General features: G+C 56.8%; 17 protein-coding genes. 9 read left to right on the top strand and 8 right to left on the bottom strand.

Annotated elements, in window-relative coordinates; all coding sequences use genetic code 11:
* Positions 1-126: 126 nt before the first annotated feature.
* Together FOY56_RS04345 and FOY56_RS04340 are read right to left on the bottom strand one after the other, a co-directional pair.
* Positions 127-693, bottom strand: a complete 567-nt coding sequence (locus tag FOY56_RS04345) for a hypothetical protein (protein ID WP_146344607.1) — start codon at positions 691-693, stop codon at positions 127-129.
* A 137-nt stretch (positions 694-830) separates the two neighbouring features.
* A complete protein-coding gene (locus FOY56_RS04340) occupies positions 831-1,688 on the bottom strand; it encodes a MurR/RpiR family transcriptional regulator (RefSeq protein ID WP_146344606.1) in 858 nt (285 codons plus the stop codon).
* Between the two features lie 122 nt (positions 1,689-1,810).
* On the opposite strand from FOY56_RS04340, the gene FOY56_RS04335 reads away from it, so the two are divergent.
* The 7 genes from FOY56_RS04335 (at position 1,811) to FOY56_RS04305 (ending at position 9,643) form a co-directional block, all read left to right on the top strand.
* Entirely contained in the window at positions 1,811-2,578 is a 768-nt protein-coding gene (locus tag FOY56_RS04335) for an N-formylglutamate amidohydrolase (RefSeq protein WP_246139411.1), read from the top strand.
* Entirely contained in the window at positions 2,575-3,174 is a 600-nt protein-coding gene (locus FOY56_RS04330; RefSeq protein ID WP_146344604.1) for a TRAP transporter small permease subunit, read from the top strand. Before FOY56_RS04335 ends, FOY56_RS04330 begins: the two co-directional genes overlap by 4 nt.
* Entirely contained in the window at positions 3,171-4,490 is a 1,320-nt protein-coding gene (locus FOY56_RS04325; protein WP_146344603.1) for a TRAP transporter large permease, read from the top strand. Before FOY56_RS04330 ends, FOY56_RS04325 begins: the two co-directional genes overlap by 4 nt.
* Before the next feature lie 54 nt (positions 4,491-4,544).
* Positions 4,545-5,579 (top strand): TRAP transporter substrate-binding protein, encoded by a 1,035-nt coding sequence (locus FOY56_RS04320; RefSeq protein ID WP_146344602.1) that lies wholly within the window; start codon positions 4,545-4,547, stop codon positions 5,577-5,579.
* Between the two features lie 82 nt (positions 5,580-5,661).
* Entirely contained in the window at positions 5,662-7,017 is a 1,356-nt protein-coding gene (locus FOY56_RS04315; RefSeq protein WP_146344601.1) for a glutamine synthetase family protein, read from the top strand.
* A gap of 101 nt (positions 7,018-7,118) precedes the next feature.
* Positions 7,119-8,501 carry an aldehyde dehydrogenase family protein gene (locus tag FOY56_RS04310; RefSeq protein WP_146344600.1) on the top strand — a complete coding sequence of 461 codons (1,383 nt, stop codon included), beginning with the start codon at positions 7,119-7,121 and terminating at the stop codon, positions 8,499-8,501.
* Complete coding sequence (locus FOY56_RS04305) at positions 8,498-9,643, top strand: iron-containing alcohol dehydrogenase (protein WP_146344599.1); 1,146 nt, start codon at positions 8,498-8,500, stop codon at positions 9,641-9,643. Before FOY56_RS04310 ends, FOY56_RS04305 begins: the two co-directional genes overlap by 4 nt.
* A gap of 20 nt (positions 9,644-9,663) precedes the next feature.
* On the opposite strand, the gene rocF is transcribed toward FOY56_RS04305, so the two are convergent.
* From rocF to FOY56_RS04290, 3 genes are all read right to left on the bottom strand, one after another.
* The gene (rocF, locus tag FOY56_RS04300) at positions 9,664-10,590 is read right to left on the bottom strand and encodes an arginase (RefSeq protein WP_146344598.1); all 927 of its coding nucleotides are present in this window, start codon (positions 10,588-10,590) and stop codon (positions 9,664-9,666) included.
* Between the two features lie 144 nt (positions 10,591-10,734).
* The gene (locus tag FOY56_RS04295) at positions 10,735-11,412 is read right to left on the bottom strand and encodes a nitroreductase (RefSeq protein WP_146344597.1); all 678 of its coding nucleotides are present in this window, start codon (positions 11,410-11,412) and stop codon (positions 10,735-10,737) included.
* Positions 11,413-11,655: 243 nt separating this feature from the next.
* Positions 11,656-12,135: a cupin domain-containing protein gene (locus FOY56_RS04290; RefSeq protein WP_146344596.1), complete on the bottom strand. Its 480-nt coding sequence runs from the start codon at positions 12,133-12,135 to the stop codon at positions 11,656-11,658.
* 283 nt (positions 12,136-12,418) lie between these two features.
* On the opposite strand from FOY56_RS04290, the gene FOY56_RS04285 reads away from it, so the two are divergent.
* Together FOY56_RS04285 and FOY56_RS04280 are read left to right on the top strand one after the other, a co-directional pair.
* Complete coding sequence (locus FOY56_RS04285; protein WP_146344595.1) at positions 12,419-13,234, top strand: M90 family metallopeptidase; 816 nt, start codon at positions 12,419-12,421, stop codon at positions 13,232-13,234.
* A 205-nt stretch (positions 13,235-13,439) separates the two neighbouring features.
* Complete coding sequence (locus tag FOY56_RS04280) at positions 13,440-13,856, top strand: nuclear transport factor 2 family protein (protein WP_146344594.1); 417 nt, start codon at positions 13,440-13,442, stop codon at positions 13,854-13,856.
* 62 nt (positions 13,857-13,918) lie between these two features.
* Here the strand turns inward: FOY56_RS04280 and FOY56_RS04275 are convergent, their stop codons facing one another.
* From FOY56_RS04275 to FOY56_RS04265, 3 genes are all read right to left on the bottom strand, one after another.
* Positions 13,919-15,403, bottom strand: a complete 1,485-nt coding sequence (locus FOY56_RS04275) for an adenylate/guanylate cyclase domain-containing protein (protein WP_146344593.1) — start codon at positions 15,401-15,403, stop codon at positions 13,919-13,921.
* A gap of 451 nt (positions 15,404-15,854) precedes the next feature.
* On the bottom strand, positions 15,855-16,562 hold the full coding sequence (locus FOY56_RS04270; RefSeq protein WP_146344592.1) for a carbonic anhydrase: 708 nt from the start codon (positions 16,560-16,562) through the stop codon (positions 15,855-15,857).
* Positions 16,563-16,650: 88 nt separating this feature from the next.
* Complete coding sequence (locus FOY56_RS04265; protein WP_222434959.1) at positions 16,651-17,730, bottom strand: serine hydrolase domain-containing protein; 1,080 nt, start codon at positions 17,728-17,730, stop codon at positions 16,651-16,653.
* Positions 17,731-18,304: the final 574 nt, after the last annotated feature.

The raw sequence follows: 18,304 nt of genomic DNA, 5'->3' as shown, positions 1-18,304 counted from the left end.
TTTCTTTTGGCACACCAAAATTGACATCAAGGCATCGCACCGGCTCTTTAGATGACGTGGATGCCCCTCCCGACATCGTTTTGGTCTGAAGGTCGGGCGTCTGTCAGAGCCGCCCTTTGCCGGATCCTAAATCAGACCTGCTGACATTTCGACCAGTTCCGGTCGCAGCCGTTCTTCGACGAAGGACACCGGGATCGTGTCGACTGTGACGATGCCACGGATTGTCAGGACGGGCACGTTTTCATCGGCATGCAAAATCGTGTTGCGGATACGGTCGCGTTCGGAAAACCGTGCGCGTACGTAGGGCGGCAGCAGGATGCTGAACGTTTCGCGGTTTTGCATCGTGCCTTCCAGCGCCTTGCCGAACGGGGTGTCGGTGGTTTCCAACAACACCCGGGCATGTTCCGGCAGACGGTCGGGGATGTACCAGTTGTCCGCATTGTGCAACGGCACGTCCCCGCGCATCAGGGTGATGGCGCGGTGGCGAATGGTTTCGCCGTCTTTCGGCAACAGCATGTTCACGCCCAACGGCGGCAGTTCTAACTGGCCCGATGTATCGTGAAGATCGGCGTAGAGGTCGCCATGACCCAATCCGCGCATCTCGCACCAGACCTGCAGCGCGGCTGTCACACTGAACGTTGTCAGAAGAGTTTCGCTGAGATGTAAAATGACGGGTTCGTATTTAGAATCCATGAATTTGGAATCCCTTGTTTTGAAATCGCTCCCGGTTACAATCTTGCAACCCCGGAACAAGTGCAATTGTTTTGAGCAGTTTACGGTGTAACGCGCCAAAAGTCGCCTTCGAATCGATCACTGCAGTCGCCCGCCAGTCAAGTGAACTTGCGAAACAACCGAGTCCGGTCGAATGCCGTTTCAAGTTCGTCCGTGCGGGCCTTGACGGTTTCCCACTGCGCCTCTTGCGTGGCCGCGATGACGCTTTCGACCAGCAGCAGCAGGCCCAGCATCGAATCCCACGCTGACGGGACCGTGATGCGCGCCGCGAAGGTGTGTTTGGCAACCCGCTGCACCGGAGAGCGCCACTGATCGGTGAACAAAATGACCTCGGCGCCCTTTTCATGCGCCATCTCGGCCAGCAACAACGTGGCATTTTCATAGCGTCGAATATCGAACAGGATCAGCGTGTCGCGCGGGCCAAGGTCCAGCACGTAATGCGGCCATGACGCCTGCTGGGGAATCAGGAACACATCGGGCCGGATCATCTGTAGGTGCAGGTACAGGGTTTGCGCCAATGTTCCGCTAAGCCGCCCACCCGCAATCTGAATCCGGCGGTCGGGGTCGACGATTTGCTGGCACAACGCATCAAAATCCGCCGGATCGATCCGATCAAGCGTGGCGCGCATGTTGTCGGCTGCGGCCTGGGCATAGCGGTTCAGCATGTGTTCAGCCGGCAAATCGGGAACCTGATGAGGGTGCTTGTCGACCGGGCTTGAGATAATCTCGCTCAGTTCATCGCGCAGGGCGGCCTGAAACTCGGGATATCCCGAGAACCCGATCTTTTGCACCATGCGCGCCACAGTGGGCGACGACACGCCAGCCATTTCGGCCAGTTCGGTAATACTGCCCAATCCGGGGATCGGATAATTGTCGAGGATCGCGCTGGCCAACTGCCGCTCTGCCCGGGTCATGTCGGTATCACGGGCTTTCAGGATCTCGGCAATTGTGGCCATGGGCAAACGGTCCGATCAGTTTCTGAACAAATCATTACACAGCGATGACGCCTGACGAAAGTCTTACAGAAAAATTATTGACGGGCCGTGCTCTTCGGTAGAAATGTTTTCACATGATGGGGATGCCAAAAGATTCGACGTTTGGTCAGGCTGTTCAGGTGACGGAAGCGTCACCGGATGCCCGGACTCTGATCGTTTGCGAGCACGCGTCGTGCCGCATTCCGGCAAGTTTGGGTGATCTCGGATTGCCCTCGGACGTTCTGTGCAGCCATATCGCGTGGGATCCGGGCGCTTTGGGTGTGGCTTTTGAACTGGCAAAAATCATGGATGCCCCATTGGTGCATGGCCAGATCTCGCGTCTGGTCTATGACTGCAACCGCCCTCCTGAGGCCCATGATTCGATCCCGGCCCGCAGCGAAGTTCACGATATACCGGGGAATGCCGATCTGTCTGATGCGGAACGGCAGGCCCGTATCGATCAGGTGTACGTCCCGTTTCGCGACCATTTGTCTGGCGAAATCACCGCCCGTCGCGGGCATCTGGATCTGATGGTGACCGTTCATAGTTTTACACCCGTTTACCACGGGGCTCCGCGCCCGGTGGAACTGGGCATTCTGCACGGGCGAGACGACCGGTTTGCGCAGGCCATGTTGGCGGCCAAGCCTGCAGAGTTTGAATATGACGTCCGGTTGAATGAACCCTATGCCGCATCGGACGGAGTCGCGCATACTCTGGACATACAGGGTGTGAACAACGGGCTTCTGAACGTGATGCTGGAAATCCGCAACGATCTAATCACGACGGCCGATGACCAAACCGCATGGGCTACGGTGTTGGCTCCATGGCTGCATGCGACGCTGGCCGGGTTCGCTGAAGGGGACATGGAATGATCGGCGCGATGGCCCTCTATGTCCGGATTGTCGACGGTATGAACCGGCGCATCGGACTGGTGATGATGTGGGGCCTGTTTGTCATGATGGGGATCCTGCTGTGGTCCTCGATCTCGAAGACGTTTTTGCTGCCATCGATGTGGACGCTGGAAATGGCTCAATTCGCCATGGTGACCTATTACATTCTGGGCGGGCCGTATTCGATCCAGCTGGGGTCGAACGTGCGGATGGATCTGTTTTATCACGCGTGGAGCGACCGGCGGAAAGCCTGGTTCGATGCCTTCACCGTCCTGTTCCTGATCTTCTATCTTGGCATTCTGCTGTATGGCGGGCTGGGCTCAAGCGCCTATTCCCTGGGCTATTGGGGCACCGACCCAATCGCCTATTTCACCGGGCTTTTGACCGGCAGCGAGGAAGTCGGACGGCTTGAGCGGTCTTCAACCGCGTGGCGTCCGTTCATCTGGCCCATCAAGTCGATCATGGTGCTGGGCTTTTTCCTGATGCTGCTGCAAGCGATTTCGGAATTGCTGAAGGATATCGCCCGGATAAACGGGCACGAGATCGAAATACCCCTTCCAGAGGATGCGCGGGCATGAGCCAAGAATACATCGCCATCTTCATGTTTGCGTCCATGATGCTGATGCTGCTGACCGGTCAGCGCGTTTTTGGCGCCATCGGCGCTGTCGGGGCCATTGCGGCTTTGGCACTGTGGGGCACGGGTGGGTATGACATCCCGTTTGCCGCTGCCATGAAGCTGATGAAATGGTATCCGCTGCTGACACTGCCGATGTTCATCTTCATGGGCTACGTGCTAAGCGAAAGCCGGCTGGCAGACGACCTGTACCGGATGTTCCATGTCTGGATGGGGTCGCTGAATGGTGGTTTGGCTATCGGCACCATCGGATTGATGGTTCTGGTATCAGCAATGAACGGGCTGTCGGTGGCCGGAATGGCCATTGGCGCCACCATCGCCCTGCCCGAGCTTTTGCGCCGCGGCTATGACAAGATCATGGTGACGGGGGTAATTCAGGCCGGATCCAGTCTGGGTATCCTTGTACCGCCTTCGGTCGTGCTGGTGCTTTATGCAATGATCGCGCGCCAGCCGGTCGGGCAATTATGGCTGGCGGGGGTTGTTCCTGGGCTAATGATGGCCGGGCTGTTCATTCTCTACATCTGGCTGCGGTGCCGCATCCAGCCGGAACTTGGGCCGGCAATGGAAGACGCACATGAGGTCAGCCGATCCGAAAAGCTGCGCCTGCTGGGCGCAGGTCTGCTGCCGCTGGCGATCTTTGCCGCGATGATGGTGCCCTTCGTCAACGGCTGGACGTCGCTTGTCGAAAGCTCGGCCATCGGAGCGCTTGCCGCTTTGGTGGCGTCTGTCCTGAAACGGCGAATGACGTGGAAAGTCTTCAAAATCTGCACGCGGCAGACGATGGCGATTTCATGCATGTTCATGTGGATCATTCTGGCCGCCCTTGGTTTTGGTGCCGTGTTCGATGGGCTGGGTGCGGTGCGTGCTATCGACAATCTGTTCACCGAAAAAATGGGGTTGGATCCGTGGACGATCCTGATCCTGATGCAGCTCAGCTTTATCCTGATGGGCACGTTTCTGGATGACACCGCCATGCTGGTCATTGTTGCGCCGCTGTATGTACCGCTGGTCAAGGTGCTGGGATTTGATCTGATCTGGTATGGTGTGCTGTACACGATCACCACCCAGATCGCCTATATGACGCCGCCCTTTGGCTATAACCTGTTTCTGATGCGCGCCATGGCCCCGCCCGAGATCGGGTTGATGGATATCTATCGGTCGATCGTACCGTTTGTAATCATCATGGTTGTGGCGCTGGGCATCATCATGATGTTCCCGCAGATCGCCCTGTGGTTGCCACAGTACGTATATGGAAATTAACGAGAATGCCCGCAAAGGGCACGTGACTTGAACCCCGACAGAGAGGAAAGAAAAATGACAACAAGACGTTCATTCCTGACCACCACCGCGCTTGGCGCGGCGGCCGCACCGCTGGCGACTCCGGCACTGGCGCAATCCACTATCAAGTGGCGGATGCAGACCTATGCCGGTGCTGCCCTGGCCGAGCATGTCATTGATCCGGCGATCAAGATGTTCAACATGATCGCTGGCGACCGGATGCAGATCGAACTGTTCTATGCTGATCAGCTGGTCCCGACGGGGGAGCTGTTTCGCGCCATGCAACGCGGCACAATCGACGCTGTCCAATCGGACGATGACTCGATGGCGTCGCCTACGGACGTCACCGTGTTCGGCGGCTATTTCCCATTTGCGTCGCGCTATTCTCTGGACGTGCCGGTGTTGTTCAACCAGTACGGCCTGAACGAGATCTGGGACGAAGAGTATTCCAAAGTCGGCGTGAAACACATCAGCGCTGGTGCCTGGGATCCGTGCCATTTCGCAACCAAAGATCCGATCCGCTCGCTTGAAGACCTCAAAGGCAAGCGAGTCTTCACCTTCCCGACGGCTGGTCGCTTCCTGGCGCAGTTCGGCGTGGTGCCGGTGACGTTGCCTTGGGAAGACATCGAAGTGGCCGTGCAGACCGGCGAACTTGACGGGATCGCCTGGTCGGGCATCACCGAAGATTACACCGTGGGTTGGGCCGACGTGACCAACTATTTCCTGACCAACAACATCTCGGGTGCATGGGCCGGGTCGTTCTTTGCCAACATGGATCGTTGGAACGAACTGCCGGAAGACCTGCAGGCCCTGTTCCGCGTCTGCTGTGATCAGTCACATTACTATCGTCAGTGGTGGTACTGGGGTGGCGAAGCCGCATTGCGGGTCAATGGCCCCAAGATGGAGCTGACCACAATCCCCGATGCCGAATGGGCCGTCGTCGAAGATGCCGCAGTCAAGTTCTGGGACGAAATCGCTGCGGAGTCGGAAACCAAGGCGAAGGTTGTCGAGATCTTCAAGCGCTACAACGCCGACATGGTCAAGGCCGGTCGGCCCTATCGCTACGGCTGACGAGAACAGGATTTGGCCCGCAATTGAGCGCGGGCCAAATTTTTCGACGAAAAATTTTGGGCGCTGAACGCGGAGGTAGCGCATGCTGTCATATGAGACCCTTAAGACACAGATCGCGGACGGATCGGTGGATACGATTCTGGTCTGCATGATCGACATGCAGGGCCGCCTGATGGGCAAACGGTTTCATGCCGAAGCCTTCCTGGATATCGCCGAGGGCGAAACCCATTGCTGCAACTACCTGCTGGCGACAGATCTGGATATGGCGACACCGGATGGCTATGCCTCGACCAGTTGGGAACGCGGCTATGGTGATTATGTCATGCGTCCCGACCTGTCCACCCTACGGCCTGTACCGTGGCTGGAAGGCACCGCGATGGTGTTGTGCGATGTGCTGGATCACCACACCCATGAACCGGTGCCACATGCCCCACGCGAAATCCTGAAGCGTCAGATTGCCCGTGCCGAAGCAATGGGGCTGACTCCGATCATGGCGACGGAGCTTGAGTTCTTTCTGTTCACAGGCACCCATGACGACATCGCCCGGTGCGGGTTCCGCGATCTGCAGCCGATTTCGACCTACAACGAAGATTACCACATCTTCCAGACGTCGAAGGAAGAACCGGTCATGCGCCCGATCCGCAACCATCTGCGGTCCATGGGCATCCCGGTGGAAGGCTCCAAGGGCGAAGCCGAAGCCGGTCAGGAAGAGCTGAATGTTCGCTATGCCGAAGCACTGGCCACAGCAGATCACCACACGCTGGCCAAGCACGGCATCAAGGAAATCGCGCACCAGCAAGGCTATGCCGCGACCTTTTTGCCGAAATGGCACCATGACCGCGTGGGTTCCGCGGCGCATGTGCATCAGTCCTTGTGGAAGGACGGCAAAAACGCTTTCTTTGACCCGCATCGACCGTTGGGCAAATCGGCATTGATGGATCACTACATGGCTGGGTTGCTGACCTATGCCTCGGAGTACACCTGCTTTCTGGCGCCCTACATAAACAGTTACAAACGGTTTGCGCGGGGCAGTTTCGCCCCGACCCAGACCGTGTGGTCGGTCGACAACCGCACCGCTGCCTTCCGGTTGTGCGGCGACGGAACCAAGGCCGTGCGGGTTGAGTGCCGCACGCCTGGGTCCGACATGAACCCCTATCTGGCCTGCGCCGCGATGTTGGCCGCCGGGCTGAAAGGTATCGAGGAGAAATTGGTGTTGCCCGATCCTTATGCCGGTGACGCCTATTCTGACGATGCGACGCATCATATCCCGCGTACCCTGCGCGATGCGCGCGACGCTTTGCTGGGATCAGAGATGCTTCGCGAGGCTTTCGGAGAAGAGGTCGTGGTGCACTATGCCCGCGCCGCCGCATGGGAAATCGAAGAGTTCAACCGTGTCGTGACGGATTACGAAATCGCCCGGGGGTTTGAAAAAGCCTGAAGGCACGAAACGAGGGGCGCCGCCCCTCGCGCTCCCCGGGGTATTGGAAACAAGAAAGAAGCAGGACTGCGGCGACGTAGTCCGAGAATGGAAGGAATGGGATGGGTCAGATCCTGACATGTGTCTCGCCGATTGACGGGTCGGTGTTTGCCGAGCGCGAAGCGGTGTCGCAAGCTGTAGCGTTTGAGTCAGTTGCCCGGGCGTGCGCCGCGCAGGCCGAATGGGCCGCGCGCCCTCTGGCAGAACGGGTTGCCTTGGTGCAGGCCGGTGTCGCCGCCGTGGGCGAGATGAATGACGATATTGTGCCCGAGCTTGCGGGCATGATGGGACGCCCGGTGCGCTATGGCGGTGAATTTGGCGGGTTCAACGAACGCGCCAGCCATATGGCCGGAATTGCGGAAACCGCATTGGCCGACATCGCAGTAGGCGAGGATGAGACGTTTCGGCGCTATATCAGACGGGTACCGTTGGGCGTGGTTCTGGTGGTCGCGCCCTGGAATTATCCTTACATGACCGCGATCAATACTGTGGCTCCTGCGCTGATCGCGGGCAACACAGTGGTTTTGAAACACGCCACTCAGACGTTGCTGGTGGGCGAGCGGATGGCGCGGGCGTTTCAGTCTGTGGGCATTCCGGCAGATGTGTTCCAGAACCTGTTTCTGGATCATGACACCACCAGCGCTCTGATCGCGGGCAATGCGTTTGATTTCGTGAACTTCACGGGCTCGGTCAGTGGCGGGCAAGCGATGGAACGCGCCGCAGCCGGGACGTTTACCGGGGTGGGCACCGAGTTGGGCGGCAAGGACCCCGGTTATGTCATGGAGGACGCGGATCTGGATGCCGCGGTTGAGACGCTGATCGACGGGGCGATGTTCAATTCGGGTCAGTGCTGCTGCGGCATTGAGCGGATCTATGTGCATGAAAGCCTGTTTGAGGCCTTCGTGGCAAAAGCGGTTGCCATTGTGAAGGGATACAAGCTGGGCAATCCACTGGATCCGGACACCACTCTGGGACCGATGGCGAGTTTGCGGTTCGCTGATATGGTCCGGATGCAAGTCGCCGAAGCCCTGGCCGACGGTGCCGTCGCTCATATCGAGACCTTTGCCGAAGACGATGGCGGGACGTATCTGACACCGCAGATCCTGACCAATGTCAGCCACGACATGCGGGTGATGCGCGAAGAAAGCTTTGGCCCCGTGGTCGGCATCATGCCGGTCAAGGATGATGATGAGGCGATCCGGCTGATGAATGACAGTGATTTCGGTTTGACTGCGAGCCTGTGGACCCGCGACATCGACCGGGCGGCGGCTGTCGGCGACCGTATCGAAACCGGCACCGTGTTCATGAACCGCGCCGATTATCTGGATCCGGGCCTGTGCTGGACCGGATGCAAACAAACTGGTCGCGGCGGCGGGTTGTCGGTGATCGGATACCACAACCTGACCCGCCCCAAATCCTACCATCTGAAAAAGGTGACGACATGAGCCCAACTGCAAACTGGTCCTACCCCACCGCCATCCGCTTTGGCGCCGGACGTATCACGGAAATCTCCGAGGCTTGCGCCGCCGCCGGGATCAAGAACCCCCTGTTGGTGACTGATCGTGGGTTGGCTGGACTGCCTATCACCACTGGCACGCTTGATCTGCTGGAAGCCGCCGGGCTAGGCCGCGCGCTGTTTTCCGACGTCGACCCGAACCCCAACGAGCAGAACCTGACGGCGGGGGTCGCGGCCTTCAAGGCTGGCAACCATGACGGTGTCATCGCCTTTGGCGGCGGATCGGGGCTGGACCTGGGCAAGATGGTGGCCTTTATGGCGGGTCAGACCCGCCCGGTCTGGGATTTTGAGGATGTTGGCGACTGGTGGACCCGCGCCGATGCCGAGGCGATCTTTCCCAACATCGCGGTGCCCACCACGGCTGGCACCGGATCAGAGGTCGGCCGGGCCAGCGTGCTGACCAATTCTCAGACCCATGAGAAAAAGATCATCTTCCATCCCAAGGTATTGCCATCGGTGGTGATCGCCGACCCGGAACTGACCGTGGGTATGCCCGCCGCAATCACGGCAGGCACCGGAATGGACGCCTTTGCCCATTGCCTTGAGGCGTTCTGTTCGCCGAATTATCATCCCATGAGTCAGGGGATCGCGCTGGAAGGTCTGCGCCTGGTCAAAGAAAACCTGCCTGTCGCTTACACCACGCCAACAGATCTGGATGCGCGCTCGCATATGATGTCGGCGGCAATGATGGGCGCGACGGCGTTTCAAAAAGGGTTGGGTGCGATCCATGCCGTGTCCCACCCGATCGGCGCGATCTATAACACGCATCACGGCACAACGAATGCGGTGGTGATGCAGGCCGTGCTCAGGTTCAATCGCGCGGCCATCGAAGACCGGCTGAACATGGCAGCCAACTATCTGGGCATCGAAGGTGGGTTCGACGGGTTCTATGACTTTGTCGGTCAACTCAATACGCAGTTGAATATCCCCGAAAGCCTTGCCGCCCTTGGCGTGACAGACCCTGACGCCGAAGCCATACTGCAAGGCGCGCTGAAGGATCCATCCTGTGGCGGCAACCCGATCGAGTTGACCGCAGCCAACACACGGGCGTTGATTGCGTCGCTTATCTGAAACGGACTGCCCGGCGATGATCAGTAGCTGATCGTCGGGCGATCCAGAATGCTGCGGCCGAAAAGGCTGGCCGTCAGATCGACCATCAGTCGGGCAGTGCGGCCCCGATCGTCCAGAAACGGGTTCAGTTCGACCAGATCAAGCGAGGTGACAAGACCCGCATCATGCAGGATCTCCATGATCAGATGCGCCTCGCGAAACGTCGCGCCGCCGGGCACAGTTGTGCCGACGGCAGGCGCGATATCGGGTTCGATGAAATCGACGTCGAGGCTGACATGCAGCATTCCATTTTCCCGGGCGACCTCTTCGACGAAGGGCATCAGAAGCTTCTGCACTCCGGTTTCGTCGATGGCGCGCATATCGAAGGCCCGCGCCCCTGATTTCGCCAGCAAGGCGCGCTCCTGCGCATCTACAGATCGCAAGCCCATGATGCACAGATTGGTCGGATCGAGTGTGTGTTCGAGTGGTTGCCCCAACATTTCGGGAAACCCGTCCAGACCGCAGGCATAAGCCAAGGGCGTTCCGTGCAGATTTCCGCTTGGGGATGTCGCAGGTGTGTTAAAATCGGAATGCGCGTCCAGCCAAAGCACATATTGTTTCCGCCCCTGCGCAGCCGCCGCAGCAACGTGCCCGGTAACGGTTCCCAAAGACAGCGCGTGATCACCGCCCATGTAAATTGGCAACGTAGGTTCCTGTGCAAGGCGCGCTGCGTGACGATGCAGGCTCCGCGTCCAACCGGCCACTTTTGGCAGGTGTTTCAAATGGTCATGCTGCGTCTCGACAGTGTCAACGGCATCAGGACGAGCATCGCCAAGGTCCCGCACAGTGTGGCCAAGCGCCTTAAGCTCATCCTCCAACCCTGCCGTTCGATACGCAGCGGGCCCCATAACGCAGCCACGGCGCCCGGCCCCTTCTTCCATCGGTATGCCAAGAAGTGAAATATCCATGGTGATCTGTCCTTCTGTTGGGCTTGGGTGCACACATTGAGCCGAGGCCGAATCCACCGCAGTAGACCCTTGATCTGACCCAATGATAGACGACTTCACGGATGGGTTGGTATAACATTGGGCTTTAGGACGGAGGGCGTCACGTCACCCATCAAATCCCAGGAAACGAGCCGTATTTGCAGTGGGACGCCGACGGGAGACCACCGAGTTCGCAACAAAGTTGTCATCCGGCCAGCCCAGCGCGACACAGGTCAAGATCACCTGATCATCGGGAATGTTCGCGACCTCACGGACCACCGGGCTTTGCATGATTCCCTGCCCGTTTATCACGGCCCCAAGGCCGCGGCTCCAGGCGGCCAGCACCAATCCATAGGTCATCGCCCCGGTATCGAAATGGGCAATCGTATTGGTCAGAAGGGATCGGTCGAAACAGACGACAACCGAGACCGGCGCATCAAACTGGCGAAAGCCCCGCATGACCCAATCCTGTCGGCGCTCTTTGTCATGACGCTCTATGCCCATGGCTTCGAACAGTTGAACGGCAATTTCGATCTGCCGGTCGCGATGTTCGCCTTCATAAGCTGCATAGTCTTCGATCTCACGACTGGGCGGCACGCCGCCAAGCATGCGTTCCGTATTGCCACGCCGCACCTGTTCAAGCGGCTCGCCTGTCAGGACATGCAGGTGCCAGGGCTGGGTGTTCATCGAAGATGGTGCCCGGTTGGCCAGTTCAATGATCTCTTCCAGCAGTTCCTGCGAAACAGGTTCATCAGTGAACCCGCGAATGGAGCGGCGGTCTTTTATGGCCTGATCAATGTTCATCGGTAACCCTTTTTAAGTTCGTCAATCAGACTCAGGCTATCTGTATGAACGGAAGCCCAAATCCTTTGGCGCAGCCCCACACACAGTCCGGCCTGAACCGTCGAGTTTCACCTGCGCAGAACATGGATCGACCAGCCCGTTGTCAATACGGTTTGACAGGCTTTTTGTGCAAACAGGCTTTGTGGATGGCGTGGATGCCCCCACCCTGCCGGCATCGTGATGCGCCAATGTGATGTAACTCTATCACTCGTCCTCGTGGGGATCTGAGAAGATGCCGTATTGCGTCCACAGGGCTTCCACATAAGGTGCAATGTCAGCCGGAGTTGAGCCAGAGCGCGCCTTAAAGACATCCTGCACATCAACAAAGTACTGCTCCAATCCCGCCGGAGCAAAAATGTATAGCATTCGGGCACGACTGGACGTGCAGTTGCGCCAGGTAAAGGTAGCATTCTCCGGGATATGAAGAACCGTTCCTGTGGCGACATCGACCGTGCGGTCCTTGAACTCGAAACGAAGTTCGCCTTCCAATAGATAGATGGTTTGCGACTCTTTGGTATGGCCATGCGGTACTTGCGGTGGCACGAAGTTGGGAGCGACATCATATTCCAGAAGGGCAAAGCGTTCACCGGTCGTCGCAGCGTCGAGCTTGATGGTCAGGTTGCTGGTTCCCAACGGGATCGTAACGCCCTCGTTTGGATGTACGATCAACGGCTCAGTGGTCATGAGGGGGGTCCTTTAACCGTCATTCCCCGAATGGAACACCGCACTGATAATGGTGACGCAAGTTCGCACACCGATCAAGCTTGGTGGGCACACAGTGCCAGTGTCTGATCGGTCGACGCGCGGCTTGATTGCGATTTCTGGAGCTCACGCGTGGTGTGTCAGTTTTGTTGGTTGATATTGGAAGGTGGCGCAGACCATCTGTCTGACGGCTGACAACCATAACCAGTCATTTTCCGGGCGTTCAGGACTTGTCTCGCCTCGCTCACTCCAACAATGATGCCCCATGACAGTGTTTCTAATCTTTTTAATCGTCGTGGTCGTTGCCGCAGGTTGGTTTGGTTTTCGAAACTGGTCGAAAAGGCAGGTCCGCAAGAGCCTTCTCGTGACAGAGTTGTCAGATCGTCAGCGCGCCATCGTTGCGCAGCAAGTGCCCCTGACGAAGAAGCTGCCAGAAAAGTTTCGCGCCAAGCTTGAGGGCAAGATCAACGTCTTTCTGAACCAAGTCGAGTTCATCGGGTGCAACGGGTTGGAGGTTAACGAGGAGATGCAGCTTTCCATTGCCGCGCAAGCCTGCCTTCTTATTGTAAACAGCGACACGTGGTACAATCGCCTTACTACAATTCTCATCTATCCGGGTGCCTTCAAATCGCGGCAGTCAGAGCACAACGGTTATGTCATAACCGACCGAGAAATTGTGCGCACAGGCGAGAGTTGGTCGCGAGGTCCGGTTGTACTGTCCTGGGCGCACGCCAAACAGGGCGCCATCGACGAAAGTGACGGCCACAATGTCGTGTTTCACGAATTCGCCCACCAGATCGACGACCTGTCCGGACGCACCAACGGCATCCCCATCCTTAACAAAAGCCAGAGTTTCGCAGAATGGGGGCAGGTGTTCGTCAAGGCATATGAAAGCCACGTCCAAAACGTTCACGCCGGACGCAAGACCGTAATTGATGCCTACGGCGCGGAAGGGCTTGAAGAGTTTTTCGCGGTGGCGGTCGAGGTCTTTTTTGAACGGCCGGTGGCCCTCAAACACAATGAACCAGCGCTTTATGAACAGTTGGGGCTGCTTTTTCAGTTGGAGCCGTCAGAATGGTGATCGTCTAATCACTGACCAGCAAATACCACCGGTTAGGGTCGGACAAATCCGCGCCTCTCCGTCACCGTTCAGCCCAGCAATCTGGAATGGATTGCCGAGAAGCCTCGGCTTGGCGACATGCCTTGCATACCGGGGTGCCAGTATCGATCCTGACTGGGCTGGGTGAGCGGAGTAACAGTGAGAAAGAGTTCTTTGAGCATTTCAAATGGCGGCACACGTCATTTGGGAGGAAACCGGAGCGAAGATGACGAAGAACGAGCAAATCGAACTGGTACAGCGTTACTTCGCGGCGGTGGACTGCGAAGACCTCAAGGGCGTTCTTTCAACACTGACCCAAGATTGCGTCTTTTCTGTTGAAACCCATAACGTTCGGCTTGAAGGGCACGGCGAAGTTACAGGCATGTTTCAAAGGCTTTGGGCCAATCATGCAGCAGTGCGCCATTTCGAGTTCGTCTTTGTGTCTGATCCAGAAACGGATAGAATTGCTGCCCGCTTCAAGGTCGAGAACACCGAGCATGACCAGAGCGTCATCAGGAAATCCAACTGCAATTTCTTTGAGATCCGGGATGACCGGTTCTCTAGGGTTGCGGTCTACATGGCCGGGCCAAATACACTGGACTAGACCATGTTGACAAAACACAATTGTCGGAACGATCCCAATTGGCGAATGGTCAACACGCCACTCTAGAGTTGTGAATTTCTTATCCGCCCGAGCGCAGCTTCAAGGACTCCTTCAGCACTTTTCAACTCATCGGCATCCATTTTTGACGGGTCGAGTTCGAGGGTCAGACCGATATTTTGATGTCGCATATGGCCGCCTGATTGCTCTTCTTTTTCTCGAAGGCCATGCACCCGAAACGTCCTGACAGGACGTTGAAATCCTTTGACGTTGATCTGCGCTGCTTCGTCACCCAGCACCAAATCTTTGACCAGAGAATAGGTTTCGTTTGCAAGGAGAATGCTGCCAGCATCCGCAGCTCTCTCCAGTCGTGCCGCCAGATTAACCGGGGAGCCAATGATTGTATAATCCATCCGCTGCTCGGATCCGAAGTTGCCGACAGTGCAATAGCCAGTGTTGATCCCGACACGCAGTTCAAAACCGCGTTCCAGACCCACGTCCAGCCATTCCTTGTGAAGTTGGCGTGCCCGCCGTTGCATCGTTAACGCCATGCGCACGCATTGTTCGGCATCCTCTTTTGCTCCGCGGCTCTCTGGATCTCCGAAGTAGACAACAATCGCGTCCCCAATAAATTTGTCGATCGTGCCGCCATGGGCCATTGCTATACTGGACATCTCGGTCAGATAACTGTTGAGCAGCGTCGTAAGCTCTTCAGATTCCATTTGCTCGGTTATCTCGGAAAACCCAACAATATCGCTAAAAAACACGGTCAATTTGCGCCGTCGAGACGATATCACAGCCAGTTCATTCCCGCGAATAATCGACTGAACCAGTTGAGGTGAAAGGAATTTACCAAGCTGGGCGGATAGGTTTTCCATCACCTTGGACCTCTTCGCTTCAGTCTCAAGGGTTTGCAGAGAAACCTGTACTTCGGAAATGGTATTGCGCCAGCCTTGCAAGGCCAGATACCCCAATCCAACAACTATCCCCACCATTATGATTGTGAGAGGCAGACCCGGTAAAACATGATGCGCATACGCCATGAAAAACGTCGGTACCAGAATGATGGTGCTGTAGCTGATCGAGACCTTTGGCAGCGAAGCTGACATTGCGACAGCTGCAGTGCAGGTGAAGATCATAGCCCAAAATAGGACGATCGCGTCTGCTTGCCCAAGCACGGGCATCAACAAAAGGGCAACGCCCGCCCAGATCACCGCCATAATCACCGCTTGAACTTCGACAAGCCGGATATGCCGCTGATCGACAGACTGGGGTCTTGGGCGCTTCCTGAGCCGAAGATGCGCGCGCAGGATTGGCACGGTGAAAAGCAACTTTGCGGCCAGAAGGAATTTTACAGGACCGGACATGATTTCCTCGGTCCCTATGGTAAAAATGAGAAGTACCATTGCCACGTTGCCGAAAACCGACCCCAACTGATATTGCCGGTTCTGCACGGATTGAACGATCCGCAGGCGAGCCTGTAGGTTTGCCGGGAGTTTGTAGAGCTGTTCGAACATCGCCAGGTTTTTGACTTGTTTGTCATCGTCCATAGCAAACTCCGAAGACTCTGTTGGAGGGCTGATTTTTTAACATGAATGCATGGGCAGACGGCTTTGGCAACTTTTCGGCTACATCCCCCACTACCCTTTGACTGGCGCTTCTCTGGTTCCGCCTCAAAGAAACAGCCCGCCTTCAGCAGAATGTCAGAGATGACTCTGCCAGTGGCCGAGCAAGATACACCCTATAAGGCCGAAGCAGGATGTTAACGGCCTTGATCCGCACTCAGATCGTTTCGATTTCGAATGCGTTTTGTTCAGGCGGTGTTTAAAAACCCGCTGCCCGTCAATGAATAACTGAATACTGTCGTGCCAGTTTCTGATCGATACGTTGAGGGCGCCTATGACTGCCTCACTGCCAGACCTTTCCCTCCAGTCGTCAGACCGCGCGCTTTCGGTCCAAGCTCTTGAGCGCCGCGGTCACCGGACTTGCAAAAGAGTTTTGCTAGAGCAAGCTCACTTTTCCGGTGGCTATGTCATAAACTCCACCGACCGAGCTGATTTTCCCCGAGGCATGCATTTCGGATAGGATCGGATCTGCCGTGGCCGCTCTTTCAGCATTGAGCACGGCATTCCTTGCGGTCGCTGCGGCCAGCAGATCGGTGGGGTTGCCGTCCATGACGTCATAGACAGCAGGCCGGATCGCGTTAACCAGATGCGGAAGGTGCCCGGGCGGAAGGGCCTTGTCCTGTATCGATTTGATCGTTGCGTCAACCGCTCCGCACGACGTGTGGCCAAGAACGATGATTGTTTTGACGCCAAGAACAGCGGCCCCAAACTCAAGGCTGGCCAGCCCATCATCGTTGATAAAGTTTCCCGCAACCCGAACAACAAAAAGATCGCCAGGGCCCTGATCAAAGATCAACTCAGGCACCACTCTCGAGTCGGCGCATGCAACGATGGCAGCGAATGGTTGCTGCCCCAGTGCGCGGGCAGACCGGGCGACGGAATGATCCGTGTTGATCGGTGCATTTGCCACGTAACGCGCATTGCCCGCGATCAGGCGTTCCAGCGCGTCAGCGGGTGTGGCCGGTGGCGCATCATTTGATTGGGCAAATGCTTGGGGCGCAGATGCCCCGGCCAAGGTCAAAGCCAGACCACCGGCAAAAAGCCCCCGGCGACTGATCGTTTCATTCGAATTGTCAGTACACATGATGGTATATCCTTGCTGTAATTCTTTTAAGGTTGTCGCGGAATTAAACGAATGACTGGGAAGCGATATTGCCGGTGCGGTTGACCATTTAACGACCGTAAACCGTGTAAAGATGTTCCAGAACTTTGCCCGCCGCCACATTGGCGTCGGTTCCGGGAAAGTTTGTGGCAACGACGACGGCGAGATCCTGCGCAGGGTCTATGACGATCCGCGCCATGTTCATCGAATTCGAACCGTTGTGCGTCAGCAGTGGGCCGTCGGCCCAATCAAAGCTCACGATACCCCAGCCCAACCCATAGCCACCTGTGCTAGGCGTTCCTGGTGGCGGATTGTCTCGGACGGGCGTGTCGACTTTTGTAGATTGGATGTACTGCAGCGTCTCAGGTGAAACGATCGCCGGCGCTCGCATGCCTTTTCCAGCATTCCAGCTCGCCCATTTTGAATAGTCCAAAATGGACATATGCGCGTTGCCAGCCGGAGCGATCACTTGTGGCACATCCGCTGCCGCCCCCCAGAGCATTGGCGTTGCGGTGCCGTCAGCCTCAAGTCGGTGCCCAACAGGTGCATCGATCAATCCATAGGTTGCCTGCACACCAAGCCCGGCTGTTTTCATTTCCAGAGGTGTAAAGATATGTTCGTAAATGACCTGTTCCCATGCCAGCCCCGTAACCTTTTCAATCATCATCCCTGCAATGACATATCCAAGGTTAGAGTATTGAAACGGCGAGCCTTCAGGCAAGGAAACCTCGTTTTCCTTCCACTGGTTAAGAAGGTTCAGGCGTAAGTCCGTCAGGTTGTAGTCAAAAGCATCAACGCTGAAATAAAGGTCGAGAATAGTTTCATCGTCACTTGGAATCCCGCTTGAGTGGGAAAGAAGTTGCTCCAGGGTGGCAGCGGCAAGACTTGCGCTCATTCCGGCAACCTCGTCCTCAAGAACCTCGCCGACACGTGAGTCCCACCTCAGTTTGCCTTCTTCCACTAACATCCCGGCCAGGGTCGCGGTCATGGATTTTGTGTTCGACCCGATGTGAAAACGGTCGTCGATCGTGACAGGAATGTTTTTGCCCAAAACACGGCTGCCAACCGCTGCGGCGGAAATAATGTGGCCATCCTTAACGACCGCCGCTGCAAGCGCGGGTAAGCCGTAGTCGTTTCGAATCTCGGTCAAGTAACTGTCAAGATCTAGCGCACGTGCCGATGACGGCGCAAAAAGGACCATCGCAACAAATAGACCTGGCAAAGCAATTATGAAGCCGAAAAACGTGTGTGAATATGCGCGCGCGCTTAGGTGAGTCAACGTTTCAGCCCTTCCGACGTGACCCGCCTGCGGAATGGCGGTTGTTGTTATTTCGGGCCGGGACGAGCCGATACACAGCCCCGGCCTGCGGGGTGTGCGGTCACGGTAGCGACTGCAACTAATTCAGGCAATCCGCTTTCCGCAAAACAAAAATGTCTGAGGTCAGCGCTTATGGAGCCCAATAAGGCAATTTGATAAGCGGGTGTTCTTGGCTCATCAATAACCAAGGAAGAGTGGCCTGTAAGGGGGACTCAGGCCTTATTGGCGCGCTTTTGGCGTTCTCTGCTTCACAGCCAGCGCGCCGAATAATCTAACCCACGAGATGAGCCAGAGTGAACCGCGCCGGGTTCGCCGGAGGTTCCGACTCCTTGAGCCTCCCCCTTTGAAGTGGTCCGCCCCTATGATTAGGAAAGCGGAGGATCAGAGATGGCCATTAAAAGACCCA

Origin of the sequence: Falsiphaeobacter marinintestinus, assembly GCF_007923355.1 — a bacterium.
In the GTDB taxonomy this organism is placed as follows: domain Bacteria; phylum Pseudomonadota; class Alphaproteobacteria; order Rhodobacterales; family Rhodobacteraceae; genus Phaeobacter_A; species Phaeobacter_A marinintestinus.
The sequence above is the reverse complement of the archived record's forward strand: the minus strand, read 5'-3'. Positions and strand labels throughout refer to the sequence as shown.